Source organism: Pseudidiomarina sp. CB1 (assembly GCF_024752025.1).
Classification (GTDB): Bacteria; Pseudomonadota; Gammaproteobacteria; order Enterobacterales; family Alteromonadaceae; genus Pseudidiomarina.
The window spans coordinates 854,499-878,235 of the sequence record NZ_JANTPU010000001.1; the positions used below are offsets into that span (position 1 = coordinate 854,499).

Genomic DNA, 23,737 nt, shown 5'->3' on the forward strand with positions numbered 1-23,737 from the left:
AATTTATTCATGAAAGTGACTTCAGACAACCTGCAACAGCTCGATTTTGCCAAGCAAGATGACTTGCTCCCCGCGATTGTTCAGCACGCGCACACCGGCGCCGTGCTCATGCAGGGGTATATGAATCCTGCAGCGCTTGAGCAAACATTCACAACAGGGTTTGTGACATTTTACAGTCGTAGCAAGCAACGCTTGTGGTGCAAAGGTGAGTCATCAGGTAACACGCTGAAATTGGTCAACGTGCACAGTGATTGTGACGCTGATAGCCTATTGATTCGCGCCCTGCCCGCTGGACCAACGTGCCATTTGGGCACTGAAAGCTGTTTTAGCAGTGACGGTTTCAGCGAACAGCCCACCTTAGCGCAATTGATGCGTGTGGTGCAGCAACGCGTTGCCAATGCCGAGAGTAAGAGTTACACCGAACAATTACTCGCCGCAGGCACCAAACGGGCGGCACAGAAAGTTGGTGAAGAAGGCGTTGAAGTCGCTCTTGCTGCCGCGACTCACGATCGTGACGAGTTATTAAACGAGAGCGCCGACCTGCTGTACCACTTGTTGGTTGTTCTGCACAGTGAAAAACTTGAACTCAGCGATGTGCTTGAGGTTTTAGCTCAGCGCCGCCGTTAATCGGCAGCGCTTTCCTGCTTTATACCTGCGAGTAAATTACGATCGTAGCGCTGGCTAACCTTACGTAATCGCCAGGTTAGCAACACGGCAGCAATCGACAAGCCGATAATAAACCCGATCCACATCCCTGCGGCGCCCATCGCTGGCACAATGAGATCGGTACGCGACAGCAAAATACCAATCGTTAAGCCGAAAGGCCAATAAGACACAAAGGTGATCAACATGACTGCTTTGGTGTCTTTGTAGCCGCGTAGGGTGCCCATTGCTACCGCTTGGAAGGTATCAGAGAGGGTGAATATTGCTGCTAATCCCATTAGCGTAGCGGCAAGATTGATCACGGCATTATCCGGCGTATATAAACTGGCTAACCAGCCGCCGGCAAGCCACATAATCAAACCGTTCACCGCTGCGAATGTCATGCCATAGATAGTCGCAAGTTTATGGCTCAACATCGCATTAGCTGGATTTCCCGCCCCCAGTGCGAAACCAACGCGTAAAGTCACCGCCATCGATAAACTTAACGGCACCATGTATACCAAAGAGGAAATATTCAACGCAATTTGATGGCTGGCGACCATCGTTGCCCCTAACGGAGCGATGACCAATGCTGCTGCGGCAAACAGGCTTACTTCAAAAAACATCGCTGTGGCAATAGGAAAGCCTAAACGCACGATGTACCAGATATCGTCCCAGTCTGGCTTAAACCATTGACTAAACACGCCAATCGCCTTGAAACGCTTCGCCCACAAGACATAAAGCAACAAGCCTAATGCCATCACCCACAGCACGATAGCCGTTGCCAAGCCACAGCCCGCACCACCCAGTGCTGGCATGCCTAACTTGCCGTAAATCAGGATATAATTGACCGGAATGTTCACCAACAAGCCGATAACACCAATCACCAATGACGGCACCGTATGTGACAAACCTTCGCAAAAGTTACGCAGCACCATGTAGAGTACGAGTGCTGGCACAGCCCAAATCAAGTAACCTAAATAATCGAGCGTAATCGTACGAAAGTTGTCTTCAACCGCCATAGCATTGAGGATCAGCGGCGCCGAGAGAATCACGGCCACGCACAGTAAGCTCCCAATCAACGAGGCATAAAAACCCTGCTGCACCATATTGGCGACTTTATGGCGCTTATTCGCCCCGTCAAAGTGCGAAATAATCGGTGCCAACGCTAAACCTAAACCAAACACCAACAGCGTCGAAGGAAACCAAATACTTCCGCCTACCGACACGGCGGCGAGGTCTGTCGCACTCACCCGCCCCGCCATCACGGTATCAACCACCCCCATGAGCATCTGCGTAAGTTGCGCAACCAAAATCGGCCCGGTTAAACGGGCAAGTTTTTTCGATTCTCGCCACCAGTGGTCGGGGCGAGGCAACTGCGCTGTACGGCTCATGGCAATCTTCTCTTTGGTAGGATTTAATTTGCGTCAGTAAACAACTGATAGGCTTCGTCTAATGCGGCGCATAAGCGTTCACAATCAGCGGCCGTATTATAGGCTGCCAGCGACACTCTGACCACCGCGGACTGCTGCCAAAAGTTCATTAATGGCTGGGCACAGTGGCTTCCCGCACGCACCGCGATATTGTGCTCAGCCAAATAACTCGCAAGGTCAAATGCGTGTACATCGGCACTGAAAAAACTAAGCAGCGGTAACCCTTCGTTACTCGGCTGCGGCGGCAACAACTGTAACCACTGGCGTTGCTGTAATTGCTTGCGTAGCTGCTTGGTTAAATCCAGCAAGTAATCACTCAACCCAGCCTTGCGCTCTGCCGTAAGCCAGCGCGCGGCTGCCGCACAGGCAATAATGGCAGCGGTATTGGGGGTACCTGCCTCAAATTGTTGCACGCCACTCATCCACTGCGACTGTGCTTCGGTAACCTCGGTGACCATACCACCGCCCAACAACCATGGTTCGAGCTTTTCTTGCAACGCACTGGTTAGGTACAGTACCCCACAGCCCGTCACGCCATACATCTTGTGCGCCGAAAACGTAAGTGCATCACAGCCGAGCTGACGTACATCAATGCGAACACTACCCACCGCTTGTGCAGCATCAACCACAGTCAACGCCCCCTGTTTATGCGCATGCTCAGCAATCGCAGCCACGGGTAAACATTGACCAGTGACATTACTGGCCAACGTGACCGCCACCAACTTACAACGTTCCGTAATCACAGCACGCCAGTTTTCTTCGAGCGCTCCGGTGTAAGGATCAAGATCAAGCCAACGCAGTTTAAGCTGATGCTGTTGCACTAAACGTTGCCAGGGTAGAAAATTCGAGTGATGCTCGGCTCGCGACAGAACGATTTCGTCGCCCGCTTGCCAATCGAGTTGCAGGCCTTGCGCAAGCAAATTCAAACTATGGGTCGCACCTGCAGTAAAGGCCAGATGCTCAGGGTTAGCACCGATCCAAGCTGCCAACTCCCGACGTGCACTCTCAAGTTGCGCCGTGGCTTGGCGAGCTAAAGGATAACTACCACGATGGGCATTCGCATGGCCGTGCTGGTAATAGGTCAAATACGCTTGCAATACTGTGTCGGGTACTTGGCAACTGGCGGCACTATCAAAATAAACCAGCGGCGGCTGTTCAGCGCTCGCTGGCTCCCGAAACAAAGCAAATTGCTCACGCGCCGATACATACGCTTTAGTCACGCACTAACTCCGCTTTCTGTGCCCCTGCATGCTCAGCAATAAACCTTTGCAATTCAGGATTCACCAACTGGGGATGCGTTAATGGCCCCATATGGCCACAGGCTAATTGTTTTACCCGCACATCAGGTAATACCTGCTGCAATTGCTCAGCGACCCGTTTCGCACTTTGCTGAGTCTGGCTACCAGTTAAAAGTAATACTGGCTGCGCAATGCGGCGGTAGTCCACTAGCTTGTGCGGTTCGCCCATTAATGCAGCAAAGTCCATCGCAACCTTCGCTGCTTGGCTCGCCATCAGCTGTTGCACTTTCGCTGGCAGCGCTGCAAAAAAGCCCGGTTGATTCCAGTAATCAACAAAAGTAGCAGTACTTTGTACCGGATCATTGGCATCCATCTGCGTCGCAATTGCTTCTATTTCTTGGCGCGCGGCTTCATTGGCTTCAAGCACATGAAAGGCGACCGGCTCAAAGACTGCCAGCGCCTGCACATTTAAGAGCTTTTCGAGCGCTAATTTAAGTGCTAAAGCACCACCATAAGAATGTCCTATCAAGATGAGCGGCTCAGTTCCTACTAGCGCCTGAACCCCTTCAACAATGCGCGGCACTTCATCACTGAAACGAAAGGCCTCAACCTGTTCAACATCAGCCTTCGGGGCCTTTCCGTAGCCCAATAAATCGACCCCAATAATGTCGTAGTCAGCCTGTAATTGCTGGATTAATGCGCGCCACTGACTGGTGTTGCTTTGCGAGCTATGCAACAACACCAAGCTCGGCCCGTTGGGGTTGCCAAAACGCTGAAAGCCTTGCGGCAACGCCTCACTCATACCGCCATCCCGAACGCGTAGCCCAGCATGTAGCCGGCTTGCACGAGCAACACAGCGAAAGTACCTAATACGCCAACCGTTCGCGCCCAAGATGGGCCAATGCTCATACGCAAGCCTAGGGCATGACAAATACGCGCAACGAACAATAAACCACCCATTGCGTGTAATAACATGGTCGGAGCATCACTGAGTTCCATCAGCACCAGTAGTAGCAACATTAAGGGCACATATTCAGCGAAGTTTGCATGTATCCGAGTGGCTACTTCGAGGTCTTTTGAGTCTCCCGTACCGATGCCCACACGGTCACGCCAACGTAGACGTATTACGGCGACGGAAAGTGCAAAATAAAGTAAGGTCAGAAGACCTGCATAAATCATACTAATCTGTAATTCGACAGCCATTGTTCTTCTCCTTATGGTCGACTACAAAAAAGCCCACACAAGGTGGGCTTCGAAACTTACGTGATGACGGGCCTGCTTAACCAAGCAGTTCGCCAAGCTCTTTACTAATCGTTTCAACATCACGGGTTCCATCAACTTTGTGGAACGCCGTCTTGCCCTGCTCTGCTAGTGTACGATAATACGCCACTAATGGCTCGGTTTGTTCATGATAAATCGCCAAGCGCTTACGCACGGTTTCTTCTTTATCATCATCACGAATAATCAAGTCTTCGCCGGTAACGTCGTCTTTACCTTCCTGCTTCGGTGGGTTGTGCTCCACGTGGTAAACGCGACCTGAGCCTGGGTGCACGCGACGACCGCTCATACGAGCAACAATCACGTCGTCAGGAACAGCAAATTCCAGCACTACATCAACATCGATACCGGCTTCTTGCATGGCATCCGCTTGCGGAATGGTGCGGGGAAAGCCGTCGAGAAGGAAGCCGTTTTGGCAATCAGGTTGCGCAATACGCTCTTTCACAAGGCCAATCATAATGTCATCAGAGACCAGCTTGCCAGCGTCCATGACGGCTTTTGCTTGTTGCCCTAACTCAGTACCGGCCTTAATTGCAGCTCGTAACATGTCACCCGTGGAGATTTGCGGAATCCCAAAAGTTTTCATCAAGAACTGCGCTTGAGTACCTTTCCCGGCGCCAGGTGCGCCCAACAGGATAATGCGCATTTACAACCCTCTTTCCTAGTTTTGTTGGTGTGCGTTGGATTAAGGTCGAACTTTACCGCCTAGCGGCGTGCAATACAAGTCCGAGCATTGCCGACTTTCGTCGACAATGCCCGATGTTTTAGCTTAATTTGCCTGCACTCAATTCCATCATCAGACGGTTTAAACGCGTGACGAATTGCGCTGGATCTTTCAAGCTACCGCGTTCCGCAAGGGTTGCTTGATCCAACAGCAGATTTGCCCACTCGGCAAACTTATCATCACTTTCTAAAGCAACGACTTGCTGCACCAAACTATGTTCAGGGTTTAGCTCAAAAATATACTTCGTTTCCGGTACTTTTTGTCCGGCAGCTTCCATGAGTTTGGCCATTTGCGTGCTCATGTCATTATCGTCTGTCACAATGCACGCAGGTGATTGCGTCAAGCGATGGGTCACACGTACTGACTTCACTTTGTCGCCAAGTGCTTTTTCAAAACGCTCAACTTGCTCTTTGAATGAGGCTTCTAATTCTTCTTGCTGTTTTTTATCTTCAGCATCATCAAGGTCACCTAAGTCAAGATCGCCGCGCGTTACACTCTGGAATTGCTTCTCTTTGTATTCACTCAGATGGCTCATCAACCACTCGTCAATACGTTCTGACAATAACAGAACTTCGATGCCCTTCTTGCGGAAGATTTCCAACGCTGGATTATCGCGCGCCGCTTCGTAGCTGTCCGCAACGATGTAGTAAATCTTATCTTGCTTGTCGGCCATGCGCGCTAGGTAGGCGTCCAAGCTTACCGTCGCTTCGGACTTGTCTTCATGCGTTGAAGCAAAGCGCAATAAGCTGGCAATTTTCTCTTGGTTCGCGTGATCTTCAGCTGGCCCCTCTTTCAACACCGTACCAAAGGTATTCCAGAACTCTTGATACTGTTCTGGCTGGTCTTTGGCGAGCTTGCTAAGCATGCCCAATACTTTTTTGGTGCTACCACTACGCATGGCTCGGGTGATTTTGTTGTCTTGCAAGATTTCACGCGAGACATTGAGAGGAAGGTCGTTTGAGTCCATCAAACCACGGACGAACCGTAAGTACGTCGGCATGAGTTGCTCTGCGTCGTCCATGATAAAGACACGCTTCACGTAGAGTTTAATACCGTGTTGCTGCTCACGATTCCACAAGTCCCAAGGTGCGCGCTTCGGAATGTACAATAAGCTAGTGTATTCCTGCGTACCTTCAACTTTGTTGTGGCTCCACAGCAATGGATCTTCAAAGTCGTGGGCGATGGTTTTATAAAATTCTTTGTACTCGTCGTCGCTGATCTCAGACTTTTCGCGTGTCCACAATGCTTGCCCAGAGTTTACCGCTTGCCACTCTTTGAGCTTACCGTCATCGTCACGCTCTGGCATTTCCACCGGAATACTTAAGTGATCCGAGTATTTGGTGATAATGCCACGCAGACGGGACTCGTCGATGAATTCCTTAGCGTCTTCCCGCACATGCAAAATAATATCCGTACCGCGCTGCGCTTTTTCGATAACGCGAAGATCAAACTCGCCCTCACCCTTCGAATGCCATTCGATGGCTTCGTTAGCGGCGGCACCGGCGGCACGCGTGCGAACGGTGACACTGTCGGCGACGATAAAAGCAGAATAGAAACCGACACCAAACTGGCCAATGAGGCGGCTATCTTTGGCTTGATCACCAGACAACTGACTGAAAAACTCAGCCGTACCCGACTTAGCGATGGTACCGAGGTTGCTCATCACTTCGTCACGCGTCATACCAATACCGTTATCACTAATGGTAATGGTACCGGCATCTTTATCGGCACTCACGCGTACGCGTAATTCAGCATCATCAGCCAGCAAACTGCCGTCGCTTAACGCCTTAAAGCGCAGTTTATCAGCGGCATCTGAGGCATTTGACACCAGCTCGCGTAAGAAGATTTCCTTGTTTGAATAAAGCGAATGAATCATCAAATGAAGCAGTTGCTTCACTTCAGTCTGAAAGCCATGCGTTTCGGCTTGACGGGTCTCCGCCATAGTGGTCTCTCCTGCACTATTGAATTATTGTAAATCAACACTCAAACAGAGATGGGGACATCTGGCGGGTTTTCAAGGAAAAATTTAATCGAATTCGACGCGCTTACGTCCGCTAAAAGCATGACCAAGGGTTGCTTGATCGACATATTCAAGCTCGCCACCTACGGGAACGCCATGTGCAATTCGCGATGTTGACACATTGTGTTGCCGCGCCAACTCAGCAATATAATGAGCGGTAGCTTCGCCTTCAATCGTTGGGTTGGTGGCCAGAATAATTTCACTGATAGGTTCACGCGCCAAGCGTTCCGCAAAACGATCAAGACCAATATCTTCAGGGCCGATACCATCAAGCGGCGAGAGATGCCCCATAAGTACAAAGTAACAGCCTTGATACTGCCCTGTTTGCTCGATCGCTAAAACATCCGCAGGAGTTTCCACGATGCATAATAACCCGCTATTACGGCGCGCTTCATCGCTGCATAATTCACAGGTCGGCGCTTCTGTGAGCGTGCGGCACACGTCACAATGGCCAACACGTTCAATCGCTTGCGCCAACGCCTGTGAGAGTTGTAAACCGCCATCACGCTGGCGTTCCAATATTTGAAACGCCATTCGTTGGGCCGATTTAGGCCCAACTCCAGGCAACATTCGCAACGCTCGGATCAGCTCATTGATCGCAGGACTCAGTCGCATTCCATTAACCTTTAGAAAGGTAACTTCATACCTGGTGGCAAGTTCATGCCGCCAGTGACTTCTGCCATGCGTTCTTTGGTCGTTTGCTCGACCCGACGAACGGCGTCGTTAATTGCCGCGGCAATCAAATCTTCCAGCATTTCTTGGTCTTCGTCTTCCATCAAGCTTGGATCAATGTGTACACGACGTACGTTGTGATTACCTAGCATGGTAACTTTGACCATGCCTGCACCAGCTTCACCGGTGACTTCAAGGTTAGCAATTTCTTCTTGGGCTTTCTGCATGCGCTCTTGCATTTGCTGCGCCTGCTTCATCATGTTACCCATTCCACCTTTAAACATATCTACCTCGTCTCGTTTCTTAAAGCGGTTGTACCGAGTCGTCGATCAACTCGGCACCAAAATGTTGTTGCAGCGCTTGCGTTAGCGGGTCTTCCGCCAAAATTTGCTTAGCCGTTGCCAGTCGTTTCGCATCAATCGCTTGCTGAATCTCAAAAGGTGTGGGCTGCGTAGTGTTTTTCAAGGCGACTTCGGTTAATTGCAGGTCTAAATTGTCCTGCAATGCTTGCGTAATCGTTTGTGCGACAGACTCGTTCAATAGGTGCTGCCACGCTTCTCGAACCCACAAAATGTAACCGCCGTTTTGCTTTTCCAGCACGCTGTTACGTGCAAGTTGCCGAGCTAACCCATTCAAATCCAGATTATCAATCAACGCCGACCAGCGATCAATTTCAGCAGCGCTGCGTGTATCGTCAGGGATTTCTAGTGTTTCATGCGCCTGCGTCGGCACTGTGGCTTGCTTAACTTCACTGTTACTCGCATTCGAGACACTGCTATTGCTCGTAGAGCTCGATGGCTCAGGTTGCGGCTCTGGCTTTTGTTCTGGCTTTGGCTCTGGTTCTGGCTGCGCTAGCTTTTCAGAATTTTTTTTTTGCTGCAACATCGCCCGAGTTTCCAGCAACGAAGCCAAACTATCTTGCGAGCTGGCTGTTGAATGCTGCGGAGCTTCCTGACGCTGTGCTTCCTGCTCGACCTGAGGTTCCGGTTCCGGCGCTGGTTCTGGCTCCGGCTGCGCCACAGGCTTTGATACCGGCGCTGGCGCCGATTTCACCGTCACCTCAGTGCTATCGGCTGGGGTGCGCTCAATAAGCTCCACACGCTCGGGACGGAATGCCAGCATGCGCAGTAAGGTCATCTCAACCCCACTACGAACATCAGCGGCAAAATTCAAATCTCGCCGACCTTGAATCAATATATCGTAATAGACTTGGAGCAATTCGGCGGGTAACTGTTGCGCCAAGTGCTGATCTTCAACTGTCAGTCCCAAGGTTTCAGCAACTTCTGGTACCGCCTGATAAAGTGCCAATTGGTGCACGTAGTTTTGTAGCTCGCCTAATAAGTTACTTAAATCTGGTACCTGCCCAGCAATGCGCGCTAATGTCGTCAATAGCTCAGCACCTTGACCGGTGAGAACTTGTTCCAACAACGTCGCTAATTCGAAGCTAGGTACCGCACCCAGCATCTGTTGCACGCCAGCCATAGTCACCTGTTGCTCGCCCTGTGCAATCGCCTGATCGGTCAGACTCAACGCATCGCGCATACTTCCCCGTGCGGCACGAGCAATGGCAGTCAGCGCCGCGTCATCATAAGTTATGCCCTCTTGCTTGAGCACATACCCTAAGTGACCAGCGATCTCTTGCCGATCTAAGGCTTTCAAATTAAATTGCAGACAACGCGATAAGACGGTGATCGGCAACTTTTGTGGATCCGTTGTCGCCAATAAAAACTTCACGTGCTCCGGCGGTTCTTCTAAGGTTTTCAGCAAAGCGTTAAAACTATGCCGCGACAGCATATGCACTTCGTCAATCAAGTAAACCTTATAACGGCCCTGAGTGGGCTTATATTGCACGTTATCGAGTAGTTCGCGGGTATCTTCGACTTTGGTACGTGACGCCGCGTCAATTTCTAAAAGGTCGACAAAACGACCTTCATCAATGGCTTTACAGGCGCCACATTGGCCACACGGTTCTGCGGTGATGCCCTGTTCGCAGTTTAGACTTTTGGCGAGAATGCGGGCTATGGTGGTTTTACCCACGCCGCGGGTTCCAGTGAGCAACCAAGCGTGATGCAAGCGACCTGACGCAAGTGCGTTCATAACAGGTTTGAGAACGTGCTGTTGGCCGACGACTTCTTTAAAAGTATGCGGACGCCACTTTCTGGCGAGCACTTGATAACTCATGCTTGGATTCCTTGTCGAACTCGGGTAATCGATGACATTAAGATGCCCTTACGTTACCTCAAAATTCACACAGGGTATAGTACGGAATGCTGGCTTGTTGTAGTCGCTTGGCACCTGGTAAAGCGTTCAGTGCGATAATAAACGCACACTCTTCAACCGTTACGTCAGCGTGTTTCATCAGCTCCACAGCCGCTAAAACCGTGCCACCTGTTGCCAATAGATCATCGATGATCAGCACGTGGTCAGTCGCGTCAAGAGCATCGGTATGCATCTCTAGCGCATCCTCACCGTACTCCAACGCGTAACGTTGCTGAATGGTCTTTCCAGGCAACTTACCTGGTTTACGTAAAGGTACAAAGCCGATGCCTAGGGCATAAGCAAGCGCAGTACCGAAAATAAAGCCACGAGCTTCGATGCCAACAATCTTCGTCAACCCTTTACTTTGGTAACGCTGCACTAAAGCTTCGATGGTTGCTTTAAACGCTTCACCATTGGCAAGTAAGGGAGTGATGTCACGAAACACAATTCCCGGTTTGGGATAATCAGGGATGGCTCGGATTGAGTTCTTGATGATATCGGTCATGATGCAGAGGAGCGCTTGTCGGGATGCGCTTGCGGATGCATGGTTTGCCACAAATCGGCAAGCAACTCGAGTAAACGCTGTTTATCAATAGGTTTTGCCAAACAGAGATCGGCACCGCTACGACGGGCGCTATCTTCGATGTGTTTTACGTCTTGGGTCGACATCAACAACATCGGGGTTTGCTTATAGGCATCTAAGCTACGCAAGTTACGCAGTAAATTCATACCGTCCAACAGTGGCATCTTGTGATCCGCCAAAACCACGTCGAAGGTATCAGCTTTGGCACGGTTGAGCCCGTCTAAGCCATCTTCTGCGCAGGTCACAACAAATGGCGTTTCCGCGAGGATGTCGAGAAGTTGTGCACGAGTTGCTGGTTTGTCTTCGACCAACAAGAGTTTGCGAGACATAAGTTGCCTTATCGTGATGAATGTTTACGCAGTTAGGTGTTTAAACCACTGCAAAACTGCTGGTAAGCACGGTACGCCAACAACGACCAGTACTGCTAACCAGCCGATCCATGGCTTACATGATGGATCGCGGAAGCTCTTATGGTGAGCCATTTCATTATTAGCCATATGGGGAATCCTCATAACTGCAGCTAAATTTTGCGGGGCGGATCATACTCGATTACGGCTTCGTGAACAACACAAAGCGTTCGCAAAAATCTTGAATGAGTGCCAAAAGGCCTTGCGCTAATTGCTCTGGAGCATAGTTAGGGAATTGGACCTGTAAACCTTCAAACAGTTGCGTAAACGTTTGTGGTTGGTTGCGCAATTGCTCTAAGGCATAGGCCGTCAGTGTGTTGATTTGCATAAAACTCACCACCTCGGCCTCCGGCTGGCGGTACACTAAGGCGCAATACGGTTCAGCTAGCGGGGTGTCGGGCTGCTGAGTGCGACTTATCTGCGCCACTGGATAGTAATAAAACGCAACAACTGCCGTGGGATTAAGATAGAGGACGGTGTCATCTGAAAGCTCACCTACCACTCTTAAATTCTCATCGACGTCTGCGTGTAACACATCCACTTCAAGCCGCTCATAATGAGCAAGTTCAAATAGCCAGGGAGGGAGATCATCGACATCACCGTGTGCGACATCTAATGTCGCAAGAAAATGCACGAACTCTGCCCCAATTTCGGAAAATAACGGTGAATTCGCATGGTGCTGCGCGATAAAGCTATCGACAAGTGCCTGCCACTGGTCCTTTGCGAGTGCTTCTTTTAATACCGGAAAGCCCGCATTCAGAAACTGCCGAATGTTGTTGTGAATCAGCCTTCGATAAATTGCCAAACGCCGCGGTTCAATAGCGCTCAAGGCTTCATCTGGCGGGCGCTCGGAGCGCAGCCAAGCGGCCAATTCATGCTGTATTTGTTTGAAGTCTTGGGTCACGTGCGCCAACAGTTTGTTGTTGATGGGTGGTAATTTTATTCATTTCCGCCAGCAATTGTGGCAAAGGTGGAATGTTAAAGTCTCGCTCTAAAACCGTCGGGAAAATACCATGTTTTGCATAGGCAAAATCGAGCAAATCCCATACTTCTTGCTTCACATCTGCACCGTGAGTATCGACGAACAAATCATCGTACTCTTCAGTATGCCCTGCGATATGACCGTAAACGATACGCTGACTTGGCAGCCCCGCAATAAAGTCATAAGGATCATAACGATGATTGACACTGTTGACGAAAACATTATTCACGTCCAACAGTAACTTACAATCCGCCTGCGCAAGCACGGCATTGATAAACTCAAGTTCTGTCAATTCATTACCGAAACTGGCGTAATAGGACACGTTTTCAAGTACCAACGGGCGCTCGATAATGTCTTGTACTTGTTTTATGCGCTGCACAACATGGCTGACGGCATCGTGAGTAAAAGGGATGGGTAGCAGATCATAAAGTTGACCCGCAGCAGAGCAATAACTCAAGTGTTCGCTATAAATGTTGATATCGAAGCGATCGAGAAACGTCTTTACCTGCTTAATAAAATCGACATCGAGTGGGTCAGGACTGCCGATAGATAATGACAAGCCGTGGCTTGTTAAAGGCGCCTGCTCACGAATACGATCTAAAGTTCGGTAGGCTTGGTTTCCCCGCGGAAACCAATTCTCTGGCGCAAGCTCCCAAAAACCAACTTTGGGAGCTTGCGTTAAGACGTCATCCAGAAACTCACGGCGTAAACCAAGTCCTACAGTCTTCAGCATTACTTATGCGCCGCCACACTTGCCTTCGCCGCATTTACCTTCGCCACATTTACCTTCTTTGGCTTTTTCCTTGGCTTTCTCTTTGGCTTCGTCATGTGCGTGTTCTTTCATCTTGGCTTTGTGATCTTCACCACACTTGCCTTCGCCGCACTTACCTTCGCCACATTTGCCTTCTTTGGCTTTTTCTTTCATTTCTTCTTTGTGCTTCTCGCCGCACTTACCTTCACCACATTTCGCTTCGCGCTCTTTGCTTTCTTCTTGCTGATAGCCAGAGCCCATATCAGAATAGCTAAAGGGATTTGCTGCGGCTTGCATAGAAAGACCACCGGCTAATAATGCACCTACGGTGACTGCCATTGATTTTTTCATATTGCTCATGGTTGTAGTCCTCTGTTGTGTTATGTCATACGACACGTGTTAACTATAGCTGTTCTACAAAAAAAAGCCCCGCTTGGCTAGCGGGGCTTTACAACTTTTTTGCGTCATTAGGCACTATTTCGCTTAAAGCGATACACCTAAGTTGCTTGCTTTGCTACGAATATACGATTCCCAACTACGTGCATTACGGCGCTGACCATCATACTTCTGCGCTTCTTTAACATACTTCAGCGCTTCGCTGAATTTGTTTTGATAGAAATACGCTTCAGTCAGTGACATATACACCTTACCCGGCTCGTCGTAGCCTTGATCAATCGCGTTTAGGTAAGCTTGTGCTGCTTGCGGGTATTCTTCCGCACGCAAATGCGCTGTACCTTTCTTACGATAGTAGTCAGCACGATCTTCACGCTCGTCAGCAAGCTCTGCTGCTAATGCGTACATTTCGGCTGCGCGGCTATACTCACGTGCCATTTCGAAGTTGTTCGCGGCGCTTTGATAGTTCCGCGCGGTCTTCTCAATGTCACCAGCATTCAAATGTTTCACCATCAAACGTGCTGAGTCATAAGGAATGCCATTGTTAGAGTAGAGCTGAACGAGAGCTTTAAACTGGTTTTCTTTCTCAAAGTAACCCGCCAGATATGCGACTTCCAATGTTTGCAGAGCTTTATCCAACTGCTCTTCCAACATGTAGATCATACCTAACTGATTCCACCAGTTCTTTTCCCCTGGGAAAATCTCTAGACCAGACTCGAGAACCTTGATTGCATCACCGTACATTTTGCGCTCGTAATACGAAGCAACTTTCAGTACGTATGGGTTCTTATTTGGCTCTTCATAACTTTGAATTGCCAAATCTGCTGGGCGAATTACCTTTTCGAATTGCTTTAACTCATAGTAAGAGTTCGCAATACGCAAGAATACGTCACCGTTAGCTTCACCCGTAAACTGCAACCATTGACCGTAATACTTAAGTGCTGAACGATAGTCTTCAAGTTGTAAACTCAGGTCAGCAGCGAGTTTCAACGCTGACGCCTGATCTGACCAACCCAACACATCCGCATCCGCCGCGCGCGTCACGCGTTCGAAAGCGTCGTTAACGCGGTCATCTGCAGCATAGAGGTTACCCAAGAAACGATCGACGTAAGCTTGGTCGAACGCTTCACGAGGTTCTACCGCTTCAAGTTCGGCGATAGCTCCTTTGATATCCTCTTGTTCACTGTAGAGCTCAAAGGCAGCCATGATTCGACGGCCAACACGTTCCGAAACCGTTAAATTGCGACGGCTATCTTTACGCTGTTGAACTTCTTCTGCTGAAGGCAAGTTGTAATTGATGTCTTGCGCATTAGCGACAGGCGCACCTGCCGCTAAAACACCACACAATACACTCGCGCTAAGAAGCATAGTGAGTTTTTTGTGCATCATTATCATTACTCCTGATCCAGGCTGAAGTCGAGTTGGACTGTCTGACCCGGCTGCTCTACTGGCTTACCATCAACCATCTTCGGATTGTACTTCCAACGCAAAAGTGCACGACGTGCTTCTTGGTCAAATACCCGACGCGGGTTCGAATCGATAACTTCGACGTCAGTAACTCCGCCAGTCTTATCGATGGTAAAGCGCAACAGCACCCAACCTTCAACACCATCACGTGCTGCGGCCGGTGGATAACGCGGGTTAATACGCACTACCGGTACGGCCTCTCCATCACGCATCATCGCACCACTTGCATCAAAGCCAGTGTCGGTGCCACCCACGTCCACATCAAAGCCAAGGTCCAAGTTCATACCGTCGGCATTTGAGTTATCAGGTTCGTTTGGCGGTGTCTCCGGTGGCTGAGCCGGCGGAGGGGGCGGTGGAGGCGGCGTACGTCGACGCTGGTCCACTTCCGAATCCGGTGGCTGAGTCACAATCTCAATCACTGATGAAGGTGGAGGCGGTGCATTACGCCCTTCGCCCCCGCTGATCAAGAACGCCATGAACGCGAACAGAAGGAACGTAGCTGCAGCACCTAATAGTATTGATACTATAAAGCGCACCATATTAATCGTCCTCTGCGGCTATGGATATCTTGTCAATACCCGCTTCCTTAATTTGATCCATGACTTCAACGACAACACCATGTTTGGCTTCTTTGTCCGCCTGAATCACTACGATATCAGTTGGCTGTTCTGCCAAGAGACGTTCGATGTTAGCGCCAACACGCTCTACATCAACCATACGCTTGTCCATCCATACTTCGCCATTCGCGCGAATCGCGATAAAGATGTTGGCAGAAGGTTTCTTCTGCGCCTGACTAGCTTCTGGCTTGTTCACGTCAATACCAGCTTCTTTAACGAAAGAGGTGGTTACGATGAAGAAGATCAACATGATGAATACGATGTCTAGCATCGGCGTCATGTCGATCGCTGCATCTTCCTCTTCACGAATACGTTTACGTGCCATAATTCTTCTCTCTTAATGATGTGGCAAACTGTCGACCAACTTGTCACGAGCACGTTTCACTTTTGACTCTAAACGAGTCGCAAAGAACATGCCTGACAGTGCTGCAACCATTCCGGCCATTGTCGGGATCGTCGCCATCGAGATACCGTCGGCCATCAAACGAGGGTTACCGGTACCCTGCGTTGCCATAGTTTCGAATACGGTAATCATACCGGTTACCGTACCCAATAGTCCGATAAGCGGACACATGGCGATGGTTGTTTTGATCAACAACATACGTGCATTCAGTTTATCAGCTGCCTCGGAAATCCATGCTTCACGGATCCTGTGAGCGTACCAAGAGGTGGTGTCCTTCCGCGCGTCCCACTGTGCGATGATATCTTTCTTCATCTTAGGGAACACTGCGGTAAGGAACCAGAAGCGCTCAATCATGAGTACCCACATGAGAAAGAGCGCTCCCATGACGAAATATAAAACGTCGCCACCGGTGCTCAGAAAATCCCTGATAGTTTCCCAAAGGCCCATCAGGTAAAGCATAGGATTACTCCTTCTCCGCGTGCGCGGCTACAATACCGGCAGCTTGTTCGTCCAACGTGTGAACGATTTTCTTAGCACGACCCGCAACAACTGCGTGGATCAGAATTAATGGCAGTGCAGCGATTAGACCCATAGCGGTGGTTACCAACGCCATTGAGATGTCGCCTGCCATGATTTTCGGGTCACCTGTACCGTACAAGGTAATTGATTGGAAGGTACCGATCATACCGATTACCGTACCCAATAGACCAAGTAGTGGTGCGATTGCCGCGAAAATCTTGATGATGTTAACACCAGAATCGATACGTGGAGTTTCACGCATGATGGCTTCATCAAGTTTCAGTTCAAGGTTCTCAACATCGTCAGACTTGTTGTCGTGATAGACTTTCAAGATACGACCAAGAGAGTTCTTCTCTGAAGGATTACCTGTGTTCTTCAGCTGAGCACGGATTTTCGCGCCTTCTGAACCCAAGGTAACGATTTTCCAGATAGCAATCAGGATACCAAGGATAAGAACTACAGTGATTACATAACCAACTGTGCCACCTTGATGGTACTGTTCTTCAAGCGTCGCTTTTTGCGTTGCAAGATTCAAAATCTGGCCACGAGCAGGGTCAATATAAACGCCTTCGTAACCTGATTCAGTGCTCAAGAACGAATCAGCTGCTGAAAGAATGTAGCCTTCTGGCTGCTTACCTAACGGCTGGATTTCTTCAGCTTGGTCGTTGTAGACGAAGTATTCGCCTTCAGACAACAAGTTGAAAACACCGATACGCGTTACGTCACGTTGTTCAGTAGAACCGTCCAACAAAGTAACTTCAGCAGGGAAAGTCACAACTTTGCCCGACTCTTTCATTTCGGTTAACCATGCCAACCAAAGCTCTTCAAGCTCTTCAATGGTTGGAACTTCACGTGCTTCGGCAATACTTTCCAAGATGTCTTCACGACCTGGGTACTGTGAACTCACGATTGAAGTCGCGATACGACCGATGGTTTCGCTGGCTGCACCACGTGCAACACCGACGATCTCACCCAACGTACCGAGTTGGTTTTGCAGTTCAGTTTCTTTGTTCGCTAAAGCGATTTCGTTCTCAGAAAACTCAGTCTGTAAACGCTCACCACGTGCGCGCTCATCAGCCAACTGCTTCTTCGCACGATTCAACAAGGCTTGCTTGTCGGCGCGGTCAGAAGTGAACTCAGCTTCACGTTCAGCGTTAATACGCTGAGAAGCTGCGCGGTTTTCTTTTACCAGCTCGAGCAATTGCTCAAGTGATTTTGCGTTGGATACTTCTTGCTCTTGTGCGTATGCAGAGCTCGCACCCATGGTTAGAGAGAATGCTGTAGCTACCAGCAAAGATTTCACTAGTTTGTTCATTCTGCACGCTCCGCTGCATAGATTGGCAATTTAAGAAGATCTGGTGCGCTTTGCTTACGCGCCATACGGATGGCTTTAGTCAACGGGCCTAAGTAGGCGTCATCTAAGACTTCCCACTGACCAGCTTCTTGGTTATAAATCCAACCGTTTTTCAGATCCAGCGATTGCGCCATCAGCGCAGAACGACCAAGGTGGAAGAAGTCAACAGAGATTTCTTCGCCTTCAAAGTTCAATTTACCTTCATAGGCAATCAAACCAGAACCGTAGTCCATTTCAGCTTGATAAGCTTCAGTGATCTGACGGAATTGCTCAGACGTGGTTACGTTTGAGTTTTCCATCACGTCACGTAGACGCTCAACACGCTCTAAACGACGGTCGCGGTGGATAGGAATATCCAGCTTAACAAACTGCTCCAAAGCGTCGATCATCTTGTACATCAAAGGAACAACACCTTGTTTGGTGTCTTCGATGCCGTCGATCTGACGCTGTAGAGAAGCCAGTTGCGCGTTCTGGTCATCAACCAAACGTTGTACGTGATCGTTGTAGACTTTCAGCTGTTCATACTGGTCTACAATGCCACGGTATTCGTACAGCAATTCATTTGACTGCTCGAACAACGAATTGATTTTTTCTTGTGAACGTACATCAGCTTGATGCGTTTTTGCGCCTTCGCTTTGCAGCGTAGGTACTGATTGTGCAGCAGCGGTAGCGCTGCCTGCCATTGCAAGCGCACCAACGAGGGCCGCTGCAACTTTGCTTTTATTGATTACTTTGGTCATAGTTCCCAACCAATTTGATTTAACTTTCTGCTGACAACTATTAGAGCCGCCAACTTCCCAGTTATTTGAGTGACGAAAAGAGTTTAATCAACACTTGCAGCTATTGCTCACGATATTGAGAGCAATAATCTGCTCAATACTCCCACGATCTGACAAACCCTGTCAACCTGTGAAATGAGATTATTCCTAGCCTAAAGCTACATAAAGATGCAATTACAGGTTCTTAACAAAACCTCAATTTGACCTTCTGAATTCTCCGTCTGAGTATAGCCATTTTTCTCTAGCTTTGACGGATTTTGGCAAGGAAAGTTCAGCCCGCAACAGCGCCGATAAACAGCGCTGTTTCGTAACGAATGATCTTGGCGTGCACTTGCCGTGCAGAGGCTCGCTAGGGTACTCTGATAAACACACTCTGACGGGAACATCTAATGCCAACTGCAAGCACGGTATACCAAAGGCTCCAGCACCAAATCGCGCATTTACGTCAACAGATCTTGGCATTGCGTATCAGCGAGGAGCACTTTCAAGATTGGTTCGATGCGCAGCTCTTTAAAACTACCCATAGTGCGCCGGAACATTACTGTGATGAGCTAGCGACGAATGTACGCCAATTGGAACGCAGTCAGAGTGCGGACCAACAACAATGGTTGGCCCTGCGCGTTGAACAACAAATGCTGGCCTTAAGCCGCGCCGTTGCCTTCTTCCAAAGCCGACAACGACGAAAACCCTAACGCTGCTTTTACCCGCTCTGGCAACTCTGGTAACGCACTTTTCGGTAATAGATAGGTCGACATCGCAAAGAAGTCTTTGAAAACTCGGTTTTGTTCTGTGGTGCGGCGTAAATAGTCATGCCCTGAGCTACCGCCAGTACCAATCTTAGTACCCAGCATCCGCTGCACCATCATTGCATGTTTATAACGCCATATGGTGAGCTTTTCATCCACTTCAGCGAGCGAGGTAATCACTTGCCACGCTAAATTAAATGCTGGCTCCTCGCGATACTGCGTAATAAACAGTGCGCTGAGCATGGCCCGTTGCGATAAACGCACTGCGTCGCGTTCTTGTAACACTTTATAACTTTCGTTATCAAACAACGCCGCAAAATTGTCTCGGTTCGCTTGAATTCCAGCCAGTTCAGTATGCAACTGTTCCTCATCAACAGCATTTTCACGAATGATGGTTTCATCATGATCAAGCGCATCGTTCACCGCCGCTTGGTACATATCCCAGAATTTGAAGTCCTTAAATTCAAGAAATGGCATACGTGCGAGCCATGCATCAACGCAATCAAATAACGTTGGCTGCTGTTCAAGTTCTTCGAGGTAGTTGCGGTCCTGCTCATTCAAACGGTTGTAAAATGACTGCTGATCAAAAGCAATTCGCGTCTTCCGCGTTAGCCCTAAACGAATTTCAAGTTCCTTGAACTGGATACTCTGAAAGCCCGATGCGGGAACTAAATAATCGCGAAACTCTAAGAATTCCTGCGGCGTCATCGTTTCGATCACCGCAACCTGATCATTCATTAAGTCTTGAATGGTCAGTACGCGGCGTAGACGATGCGCAACTAAATAAAGTGCTTTATCGTCAAGCTGTGGCTTACTGAAATCGGCGTGAATGGCACGTAATTCATGCAGTACTTGTTTGAACCACAGCTCATAGACTTGGTGCACTATAATAAATAGCATTTCGTCATGAGCTTCAGCACCATACTTCGGGCTATGAGGTTGTTGTGCAGAGAGTAAGGTATCGAGTTTTAGGTAGTCACTGTAGTACACAGCATCTTTATTCTTAGGCATGGTTCCCTTCTTCGCTGTTCGTTATTCGCTATTGATTAGAAACGATCTCGTCTTGGCTTTCAACAAACATCGAACTGCGTAGCCCGTGGTTTTACCACGGGGCAAATCTCACGTCTCGACGATGCTGGTTCAACTCGACATTCCCCGCAGTAGAACTGCGGGCTACAAACAACGCTTTTGGAATCTTGAAGGGAGGGTGGCGGCCCTGCCAGCCACACCCCGGCACCCACATCCCTGACTACGGCTGCTCCCTTCCGGGCCTGACCGGGTTCACCAGTTCGTGTTGCGGGGGGACCAACAGGGCCACCATAACGGCGCGCATTATCCATGATCCGTAAGCGCCCCGCAAGTAAAGTGGGTGCGCTTGCTTAGAAAACAACCGTTTTACGGAAATTATTTTTTCTTATGGAGTCGCTGGGCAATAGCTTCGCGGGCAGCGTCCGAATGCAAGGCTTTAATAAACACTTGAGCTTCGCGTGAAATTCGGTCGGCTACGGCTTCCGTAGGCTGTTTCATCAGGTTTTTGGTTGCTCGGAGGCCGCTTACGGGTTTACTCGCGAGCTGTCCAGCAAGCGCTTCCGTGGTCGTTACTAATTCATCTTTTGCGACGACTTTATTCAAAAGACCATAAGTCAGCGCAGTAGTGGCATCAATGGTATCGCCAAGTAGCAACAGTTCTGCAGCCCTTAAGTGCCCGCACAGTAACGGAAGTAACTGACTCGATGCCGCTTCGGGCACCAAACCAAGATGAATAAAAGGTAACGCAAACTGTGCATCATCACTGGCTAGCACTAAATCACAATGCAGTAGAATCGTTGTACCAATACCAATAGCCACACCTTCTACACTTGCAATCACCGGCACACTTAAGCGGCTAAGGGTGAACAGAAATTCAAACGGTGGTGAGTTTTCATCAAGCTCGTCAGCGGCTAAAAAGTCATGCAAGTCATTGCCAGCGGAGAAATTGCCACCAGCACCTTGCAGGACCACGGCAGCGACTTTACCATCGCGCTCGGCATGCTCGAGTGCGGCACTTAGATCCAAGTACATTTGCTGAGTTAATGCATTCTTCTTCTCTGGACGATTTAAGGTGATCCAGACAATGCCATCACGTTGCGCAACTTGGATGTGTTCACTCATGCTCACGGCGCTCCCATGCGGCTTTGGTTTTTTGGTGCATCGGCAGAATCAGGTCAAGCGCGGTTTGACCATCGCTCGGCAATTGCTCATCGTTCGACTGTAACGGCGTTACGCGCTGACCCCACTTGATGATGCCCGCGCCACAGGTAAGTCCGCCACCAAAAACCGCAGAGACAATGGTATCACCCGGCTTAACAATGCCCTGCTCGACTGCTTCACAGAATGCAATGGGCAAAGTTGCCGACGAGGTGTTGCCATATTTTTGAATGTTAATGACAGTTTTTTCTTCCGGTACCTTACACATTTTAGCAAGGTAATCGATCAGACGTTTATTCGCTTGGTGCGGTATCAACGAATCAATATCGGCTGTGGTCAGTCCGGTTTCCGCGAAAACTTTTTCAACGGCGAGATTCATGCCTTTAACGGCACGTTTAAAAATTTCTTGGCCGACAAAGTTAAATGGCATGATGCCATCGAAATCAAAACGATCGAAACTCATTCCAAATTCCAATGCCAGAACGTCACGAGCATCGGCGTCACAGGTGACATGTGAAGCGAGTAAGCCACACTCTTCGTCCGATGCTTCGAGTACCATAGCCCCGGCGCCATCGCCGAACAATACAGCACTTTCTCGTTGGGTCCAGTCGAGAATACGGGTTAAACGTTCAGCGCCAATAATAAGTACTTTCTTATGCACACCCGTGCGAATCGCTTGAGTTGCGTAGTGCATACCATACAAAAAGCTACTGCAAGCGGCGTTCAGGTCGAATGCAGCCGCATATTTAGCGCCCAAGTCACGTTGCACTGCGGAAGCTACATTAGGAATAATTTCGTCAGGCGTGCAGGTACCCACCAAAATAAGATCGAGGTCATTCGCATCAAGCCCTGCAGCAGCTAGCGCGTTGCGCCCTGCGACCGTCGCCAACTTCGAGGTCCCGACCGAGCTAACTCGACGTTCCTCTATCCCTGTACGGGTGCGAATCCATTCATCCGACGTATCCAAGAATGTCGCCAAGTCATCATTCGTCATGACCGCAGGCGGCAAACATTTACCCCAACCTGTAATTTCTGCGTATTTTTTCACTGTTTAAAACCTATAGTCACTGCACGTTTTTCGCTATCATAGCACGAATGTTAATAAGAGAAATGTCCGACCAATGGCAAAATCAACAACCCCTACCAGTGCGCCCTCGCTCTTAGTAAGTCCTGCGGGACGTTGGCAGTTAAAACGCTACCCGCTGCGCACCAATGACCCTTTACAAGCATGGGACGCGGCGGATGAGCTATTGCACCAACACATTGCCGCAGACGTTACTGCTCTGGATGCAACACATAGACCGTTAGTGCTTAACGACCAATGGGGCGCCCTGCTTTTGCCGTTTGCGCACTGTCAGGTAACCACGGTTAACGACTCCTTCGTCAGTCAGCAGGGGCAGCTTGCAAATTTAACCTTAAATCAGTTGTCAACCGAGCTCACGCAGCTCGATCCATTGGCAACATTGCCGCAAGCGACTGCAAGTGTTTGGCTCAAAATACCGAAGAGTCAAAGCCTACTGGAGTTCCAACTCGCCAAGTTAAGTAGTGAATTGCGACCTGGTACACCTTTGCGCGCAGCGGCAAAGAGTAAGCTGCTCACACCAGCAGTGCGCGAGCTCTTTGCAAAGTACTGCGATGAGGTCGACATCTCGTTGATCCAACGCAAATGTCGTGTACTAACAGCTCGTGTACGATCTGTCCCGCTTAACACCGAACACTTTATGAGCAAATGGCCGCTTACCGAGCACAACCTCACGCTTCATCATCATGTTGGCGTGTTTGCCCGTAATCAACTCGATATTGGCGCACGATTATTACTTGATAACCTGCCCGAATCAGGTGCATCAGAGGTCATTGACCTCGGTTGTGGCAACGGTGTTTTAGGACTTGTTTATGCGCAGAACTCGCCGAGTAGCGCCGTGACCTGGGTCGACGAGTCCCATTTAGCAATAGCTTCCTGTCGCCTCAACATCCAACAGAATCTTGCTACCAATCCAAGTTATCGTGCCGTTACTGATGATTGTTTAAGCCAATTCGCCAGCCACAGTGTTGACCTCGTTTTATGCAATCCACCGTTTCATCAAGAGCACGCCATTACCGAGCATATTGCTCGGCAAATGTTCCGTGATGCCAAACGCGTACTACGTAAAGGCGGCGAAATGCGACTGGTAGCGAACCGTCATCTACCGTATTATCACCCTTTAAAACGCCTCTTTAAACAAGTGAAGCAGGTTGCTAGTAACGCCAAATTTGTGGTGTATAGCTGCCTGACATAAAACCCGA

27 protein-coding genes and 1 other RNA gene are annotated in these 23,737 nt (G+C 49.4%); 3 read left to right on the forward strand and 25 right to left on the reverse strand.

Annotation, left to right across the window (positions count from 1 at the left end; translation table 11 throughout):
* The first annotated feature begins 9 nt into the window (after nt 1-9).
* Nucleotides 10-627, forward strand: a complete 618-nt coding sequence (gene hisIE / locus NV375_RS04175) for a bifunctional phosphoribosyl-AMP cyclohydrolase/phosphoribosyl-ATP diphosphatase HisIE (protein ID WP_258807091.1) — start codon at nt 10-12, stop codon at nt 625-627.
* Here the strand turns inward: hisIE and NV375_RS04180 are convergent.
* The 21 genes from NV375_RS04180 to NV375_RS04280 form a co-directional block, all read right to left on the reverse strand.
* Complete coding sequence (locus NV375_RS04180; protein ID WP_126770813.1) at nt 624-2,036, reverse strand: MATE family efflux transporter; 1,413 nt, start codon at nt 2,034-2,036, stop codon at nt 624-626. The two genes, hisIE and NV375_RS04180, sit on opposite strands and share 4 nt — an antisense overlap.
* A 23-nt stretch (nt 2,037-2,059) precedes the next feature.
* Nucleotides 2,060-3,295 (reverse strand): aminotransferase class V-fold PLP-dependent enzyme, encoded by a 1,236-nt coding sequence (locus NV375_RS04185; protein WP_258807092.1) that lies wholly within the window; start codon nt 3,293-3,295, stop codon nt 2,060-2,062.
* Nucleotides 3,288-4,115, reverse strand: coding sequence for an alpha/beta fold hydrolase (locus NV375_RS04190; RefSeq protein ID WP_258807093.1), 828 nt, complete (start codon nt 4,113-4,115; stop codon nt 3,288-3,290). Before NV375_RS04190 ends, NV375_RS04185 begins: the two co-directional genes overlap by 8 nt.
* The gene (locus tag NV375_RS04195; protein WP_258807094.1) at nt 4,112-4,516 is read right to left on the reverse strand and encodes an MAPEG family protein; all 405 of its coding nucleotides are present in this window, start codon (nt 4,514-4,516) and stop codon (nt 4,112-4,114) included. Before NV375_RS04195 ends, NV375_RS04190 begins: the two co-directional genes overlap by 4 nt.
* Before the next feature lie 76 nt (nt 4,517-4,592).
* Nucleotides 4,593-5,237 (reverse strand): adenylate kinase, encoded by a 645-nt coding sequence (gene adk, locus NV375_RS04200; RefSeq protein ID WP_258807095.1) that lies wholly within the window; start codon nt 5,235-5,237, stop codon nt 4,593-4,595.
* Nucleotides 5,238-5,355: 118 nt separating this feature from the next.
* A complete protein-coding gene (gene htpG, locus NV375_RS04205) occupies nt 5,356-7,257 on the reverse strand; it encodes a molecular chaperone HtpG (protein ID WP_258807096.1) in 1,902 nt (633 codons plus the stop codon).
* Nucleotides 7,258-7,341: 84 nt separating this feature from the next.
* The gene (gene recR / locus NV375_RS04210; RefSeq protein WP_258807097.1) at nt 7,342-7,950 is read right to left on the reverse strand and encodes a recombination mediator RecR; all 609 of its coding nucleotides are present in this window, start codon (nt 7,948-7,950) and stop codon (nt 7,342-7,344) included.
* A gap of 11 nt (nt 7,951-7,961) precedes the next feature.
* Nucleotides 7,962-8,291 carry a YbaB/EbfC family nucleoid-associated protein gene (locus NV375_RS04215; protein ID WP_126770825.1) on the reverse strand — a complete coding sequence of 110 codons (330 nt, stop codon included), beginning with the start codon at nt 8,289-8,291 and terminating at the stop codon, nt 7,962-7,964.
* A 19-nt stretch (nt 8,292-8,310) separates the two neighbouring features.
* Entirely contained in the window at nt 8,311-10,188 is a 1,878-nt protein-coding gene (dnaX, locus tag NV375_RS04220; RefSeq protein WP_258807098.1) for a DNA polymerase III subunit gamma/tau, read from the reverse strand.
* Nucleotides 10,189-10,246: 58 nt separating this feature from the next.
* Nucleotides 10,247-10,771 carry an adenine phosphoribosyltransferase gene (gene apt / locus NV375_RS04225; protein ID WP_258807099.1) on the reverse strand — a complete coding sequence of 175 codons (525 nt, stop codon included), beginning with the start codon at nt 10,769-10,771 and terminating at the stop codon, nt 10,247-10,249.
* A complete protein-coding gene (locus NV375_RS04230) occupies nt 10,768-11,178 on the reverse strand; it encodes a response regulator (protein ID WP_126770831.1) in 411 nt (136 codons plus the stop codon). Before NV375_RS04230 ends, apt begins: the two co-directional genes overlap by 4 nt.
* A gap of 24 nt (nt 11,179-11,202) precedes the next feature.
* Nucleotides 11,203-11,346: a hypothetical protein gene (locus tag NV375_RS04235; RefSeq protein ID WP_157980862.1), complete on the reverse strand. Its 144-nt coding sequence runs from the start codon at nt 11,344-11,346 to the stop codon at nt 11,203-11,205.
* 52 nt (nt 11,347-11,398) lie between these two features.
* A complete protein-coding gene (locus tag NV375_RS04240; RefSeq protein ID WP_258807100.1) occupies nt 11,399-12,160 on the reverse strand; it encodes a DUF2063 domain-containing protein in 762 nt (253 codons plus the stop codon).
* On the reverse strand, nt 12,129-12,971 hold the full coding sequence (locus NV375_RS04245) for a DUF692 domain-containing protein (RefSeq protein ID WP_258240164.1): 843 nt from the start codon (nt 12,969-12,971) through the stop codon (nt 12,129-12,131). Before NV375_RS04245 ends, NV375_RS04240 begins: the two co-directional genes overlap by 32 nt.
* A 3-nt stretch (nt 12,972-12,974) precedes the next feature.
* On the reverse strand, nt 12,975-13,349 hold the full coding sequence (locus NV375_RS04250; RefSeq protein WP_258240163.1) for a hypothetical protein: 375 nt from the start codon (nt 13,347-13,349) through the stop codon (nt 12,975-12,977).
* Nucleotides 13,350-13,472: 123 nt separating this feature from the next.
* Nucleotides 13,473-14,771: a hypothetical protein gene (locus NV375_RS04255; protein ID WP_258807101.1), complete on the reverse strand. Its 1,299-nt coding sequence runs from the start codon at nt 14,769-14,771 to the stop codon at nt 13,473-13,475.
* A gap of 5 nt (nt 14,772-14,776) precedes the next feature.
* Nucleotides 14,777-15,388: an energy transducer TonB gene (locus NV375_RS04260; protein WP_258807102.1), complete on the reverse strand. Its 612-nt coding sequence runs from the start codon at nt 15,386-15,388 to the stop codon at nt 14,777-14,779.
* Nucleotide 15,389: 1 nt separating this feature from the next.
* Nucleotides 15,390-15,791, reverse strand: a complete 402-nt coding sequence (locus tag NV375_RS04265) for a biopolymer transporter ExbD (protein ID WP_034732452.1) — start codon at nt 15,789-15,791, stop codon at nt 15,390-15,392.
* Between the two features lie 12 nt (nt 15,792-15,803).
* A complete protein-coding gene (locus tag NV375_RS04270) occupies nt 15,804-16,328 on the reverse strand; it encodes a MotA/TolQ/ExbB proton channel family protein (RefSeq protein WP_126770841.1) in 525 nt (174 codons plus the stop codon).
* A 4-nt stretch (nt 16,329-16,332) separates the two neighbouring features.
* Entirely contained in the window at nt 16,333-17,703 is a 1,371-nt protein-coding gene (locus NV375_RS04275; RefSeq protein ID WP_258807103.1) for a MotA/TolQ/ExbB proton channel family protein, read from the reverse strand.
* Nucleotides 17,700-18,482 (reverse strand): DUF3450 domain-containing protein, encoded by a 783-nt coding sequence (locus NV375_RS04280; RefSeq protein WP_258807104.1) that lies wholly within the window; start codon nt 18,480-18,482, stop codon nt 17,700-17,702. The genes NV375_RS04275 and NV375_RS04280 overlap by 4 nt, the downstream gene beginning before the upstream one ends.
* Nucleotides 18,483-18,910: 428 nt before the next feature.
* On the opposite strand from NV375_RS04280, the gene NV375_RS04285 reads away from it, so the two are divergent.
* The gene (locus NV375_RS04285; RefSeq protein WP_258807105.1) at nt 18,911-19,213 is read left to right on the forward strand and encodes a primosomal replication protein; all 303 of its coding nucleotides are present in this window, start codon (nt 18,911-18,913) and stop codon (nt 19,211-19,213) included.
* Here NV375_RS04285 and NV375_RS04290 read toward each other — a convergent pair.
* From NV375_RS04290 to NV375_RS04305, 4 genes are all read right to left on the reverse strand, one after another.
* On the reverse strand, nt 19,163-20,278 hold the full coding sequence (locus tag NV375_RS04290; protein ID WP_258807106.1) for a tryptophan 2,3-dioxygenase: 1,116 nt from the start codon (nt 20,276-20,278) through the stop codon (nt 19,163-19,165). The two genes, NV375_RS04285 and NV375_RS04290, sit on opposite strands and share 51 nt — an antisense overlap.
* 203 nt (nt 20,279-20,481) lie before the next feature.
* Nucleotides 20,482-20,578, reverse strand: an RNA gene (gene ffs / locus NV375_RS04295) — signal recognition particle sRNA small type.
* Between the two features lie 93 nt (nt 20,579-20,671).
* Nucleotides 20,672-21,418 (reverse strand): enoyl-CoA hydratase, encoded by a 747-nt coding sequence (locus tag NV375_RS04300; protein WP_258807107.1) that lies wholly within the window; start codon nt 21,416-21,418, stop codon nt 20,672-20,674.
* Nucleotides 21,411-22,502, reverse strand: coding sequence for a ketoacyl-ACP synthase III (locus tag NV375_RS04305; protein ID WP_258807108.1), 1,092 nt, complete (start codon nt 22,500-22,502; stop codon nt 21,411-21,413). Before NV375_RS04305 ends, NV375_RS04300 begins: the two co-directional genes overlap by 8 nt.
* 73 nt (nt 22,503-22,575) lie before the next feature.
* Here NV375_RS04305 and NV375_RS04310 point away from each other — a divergent pair, with 73 nt between their 5' ends.
* The gene (locus tag NV375_RS04310; protein WP_258807109.1) at nt 22,576-23,730 is read left to right on the forward strand and encodes a methyltransferase; all 1,155 of its coding nucleotides are present in this window, start codon (nt 22,576-22,578) and stop codon (nt 23,728-23,730) included.
* Nucleotides 23,731-23,737: the final 7 nt, after the last annotated feature.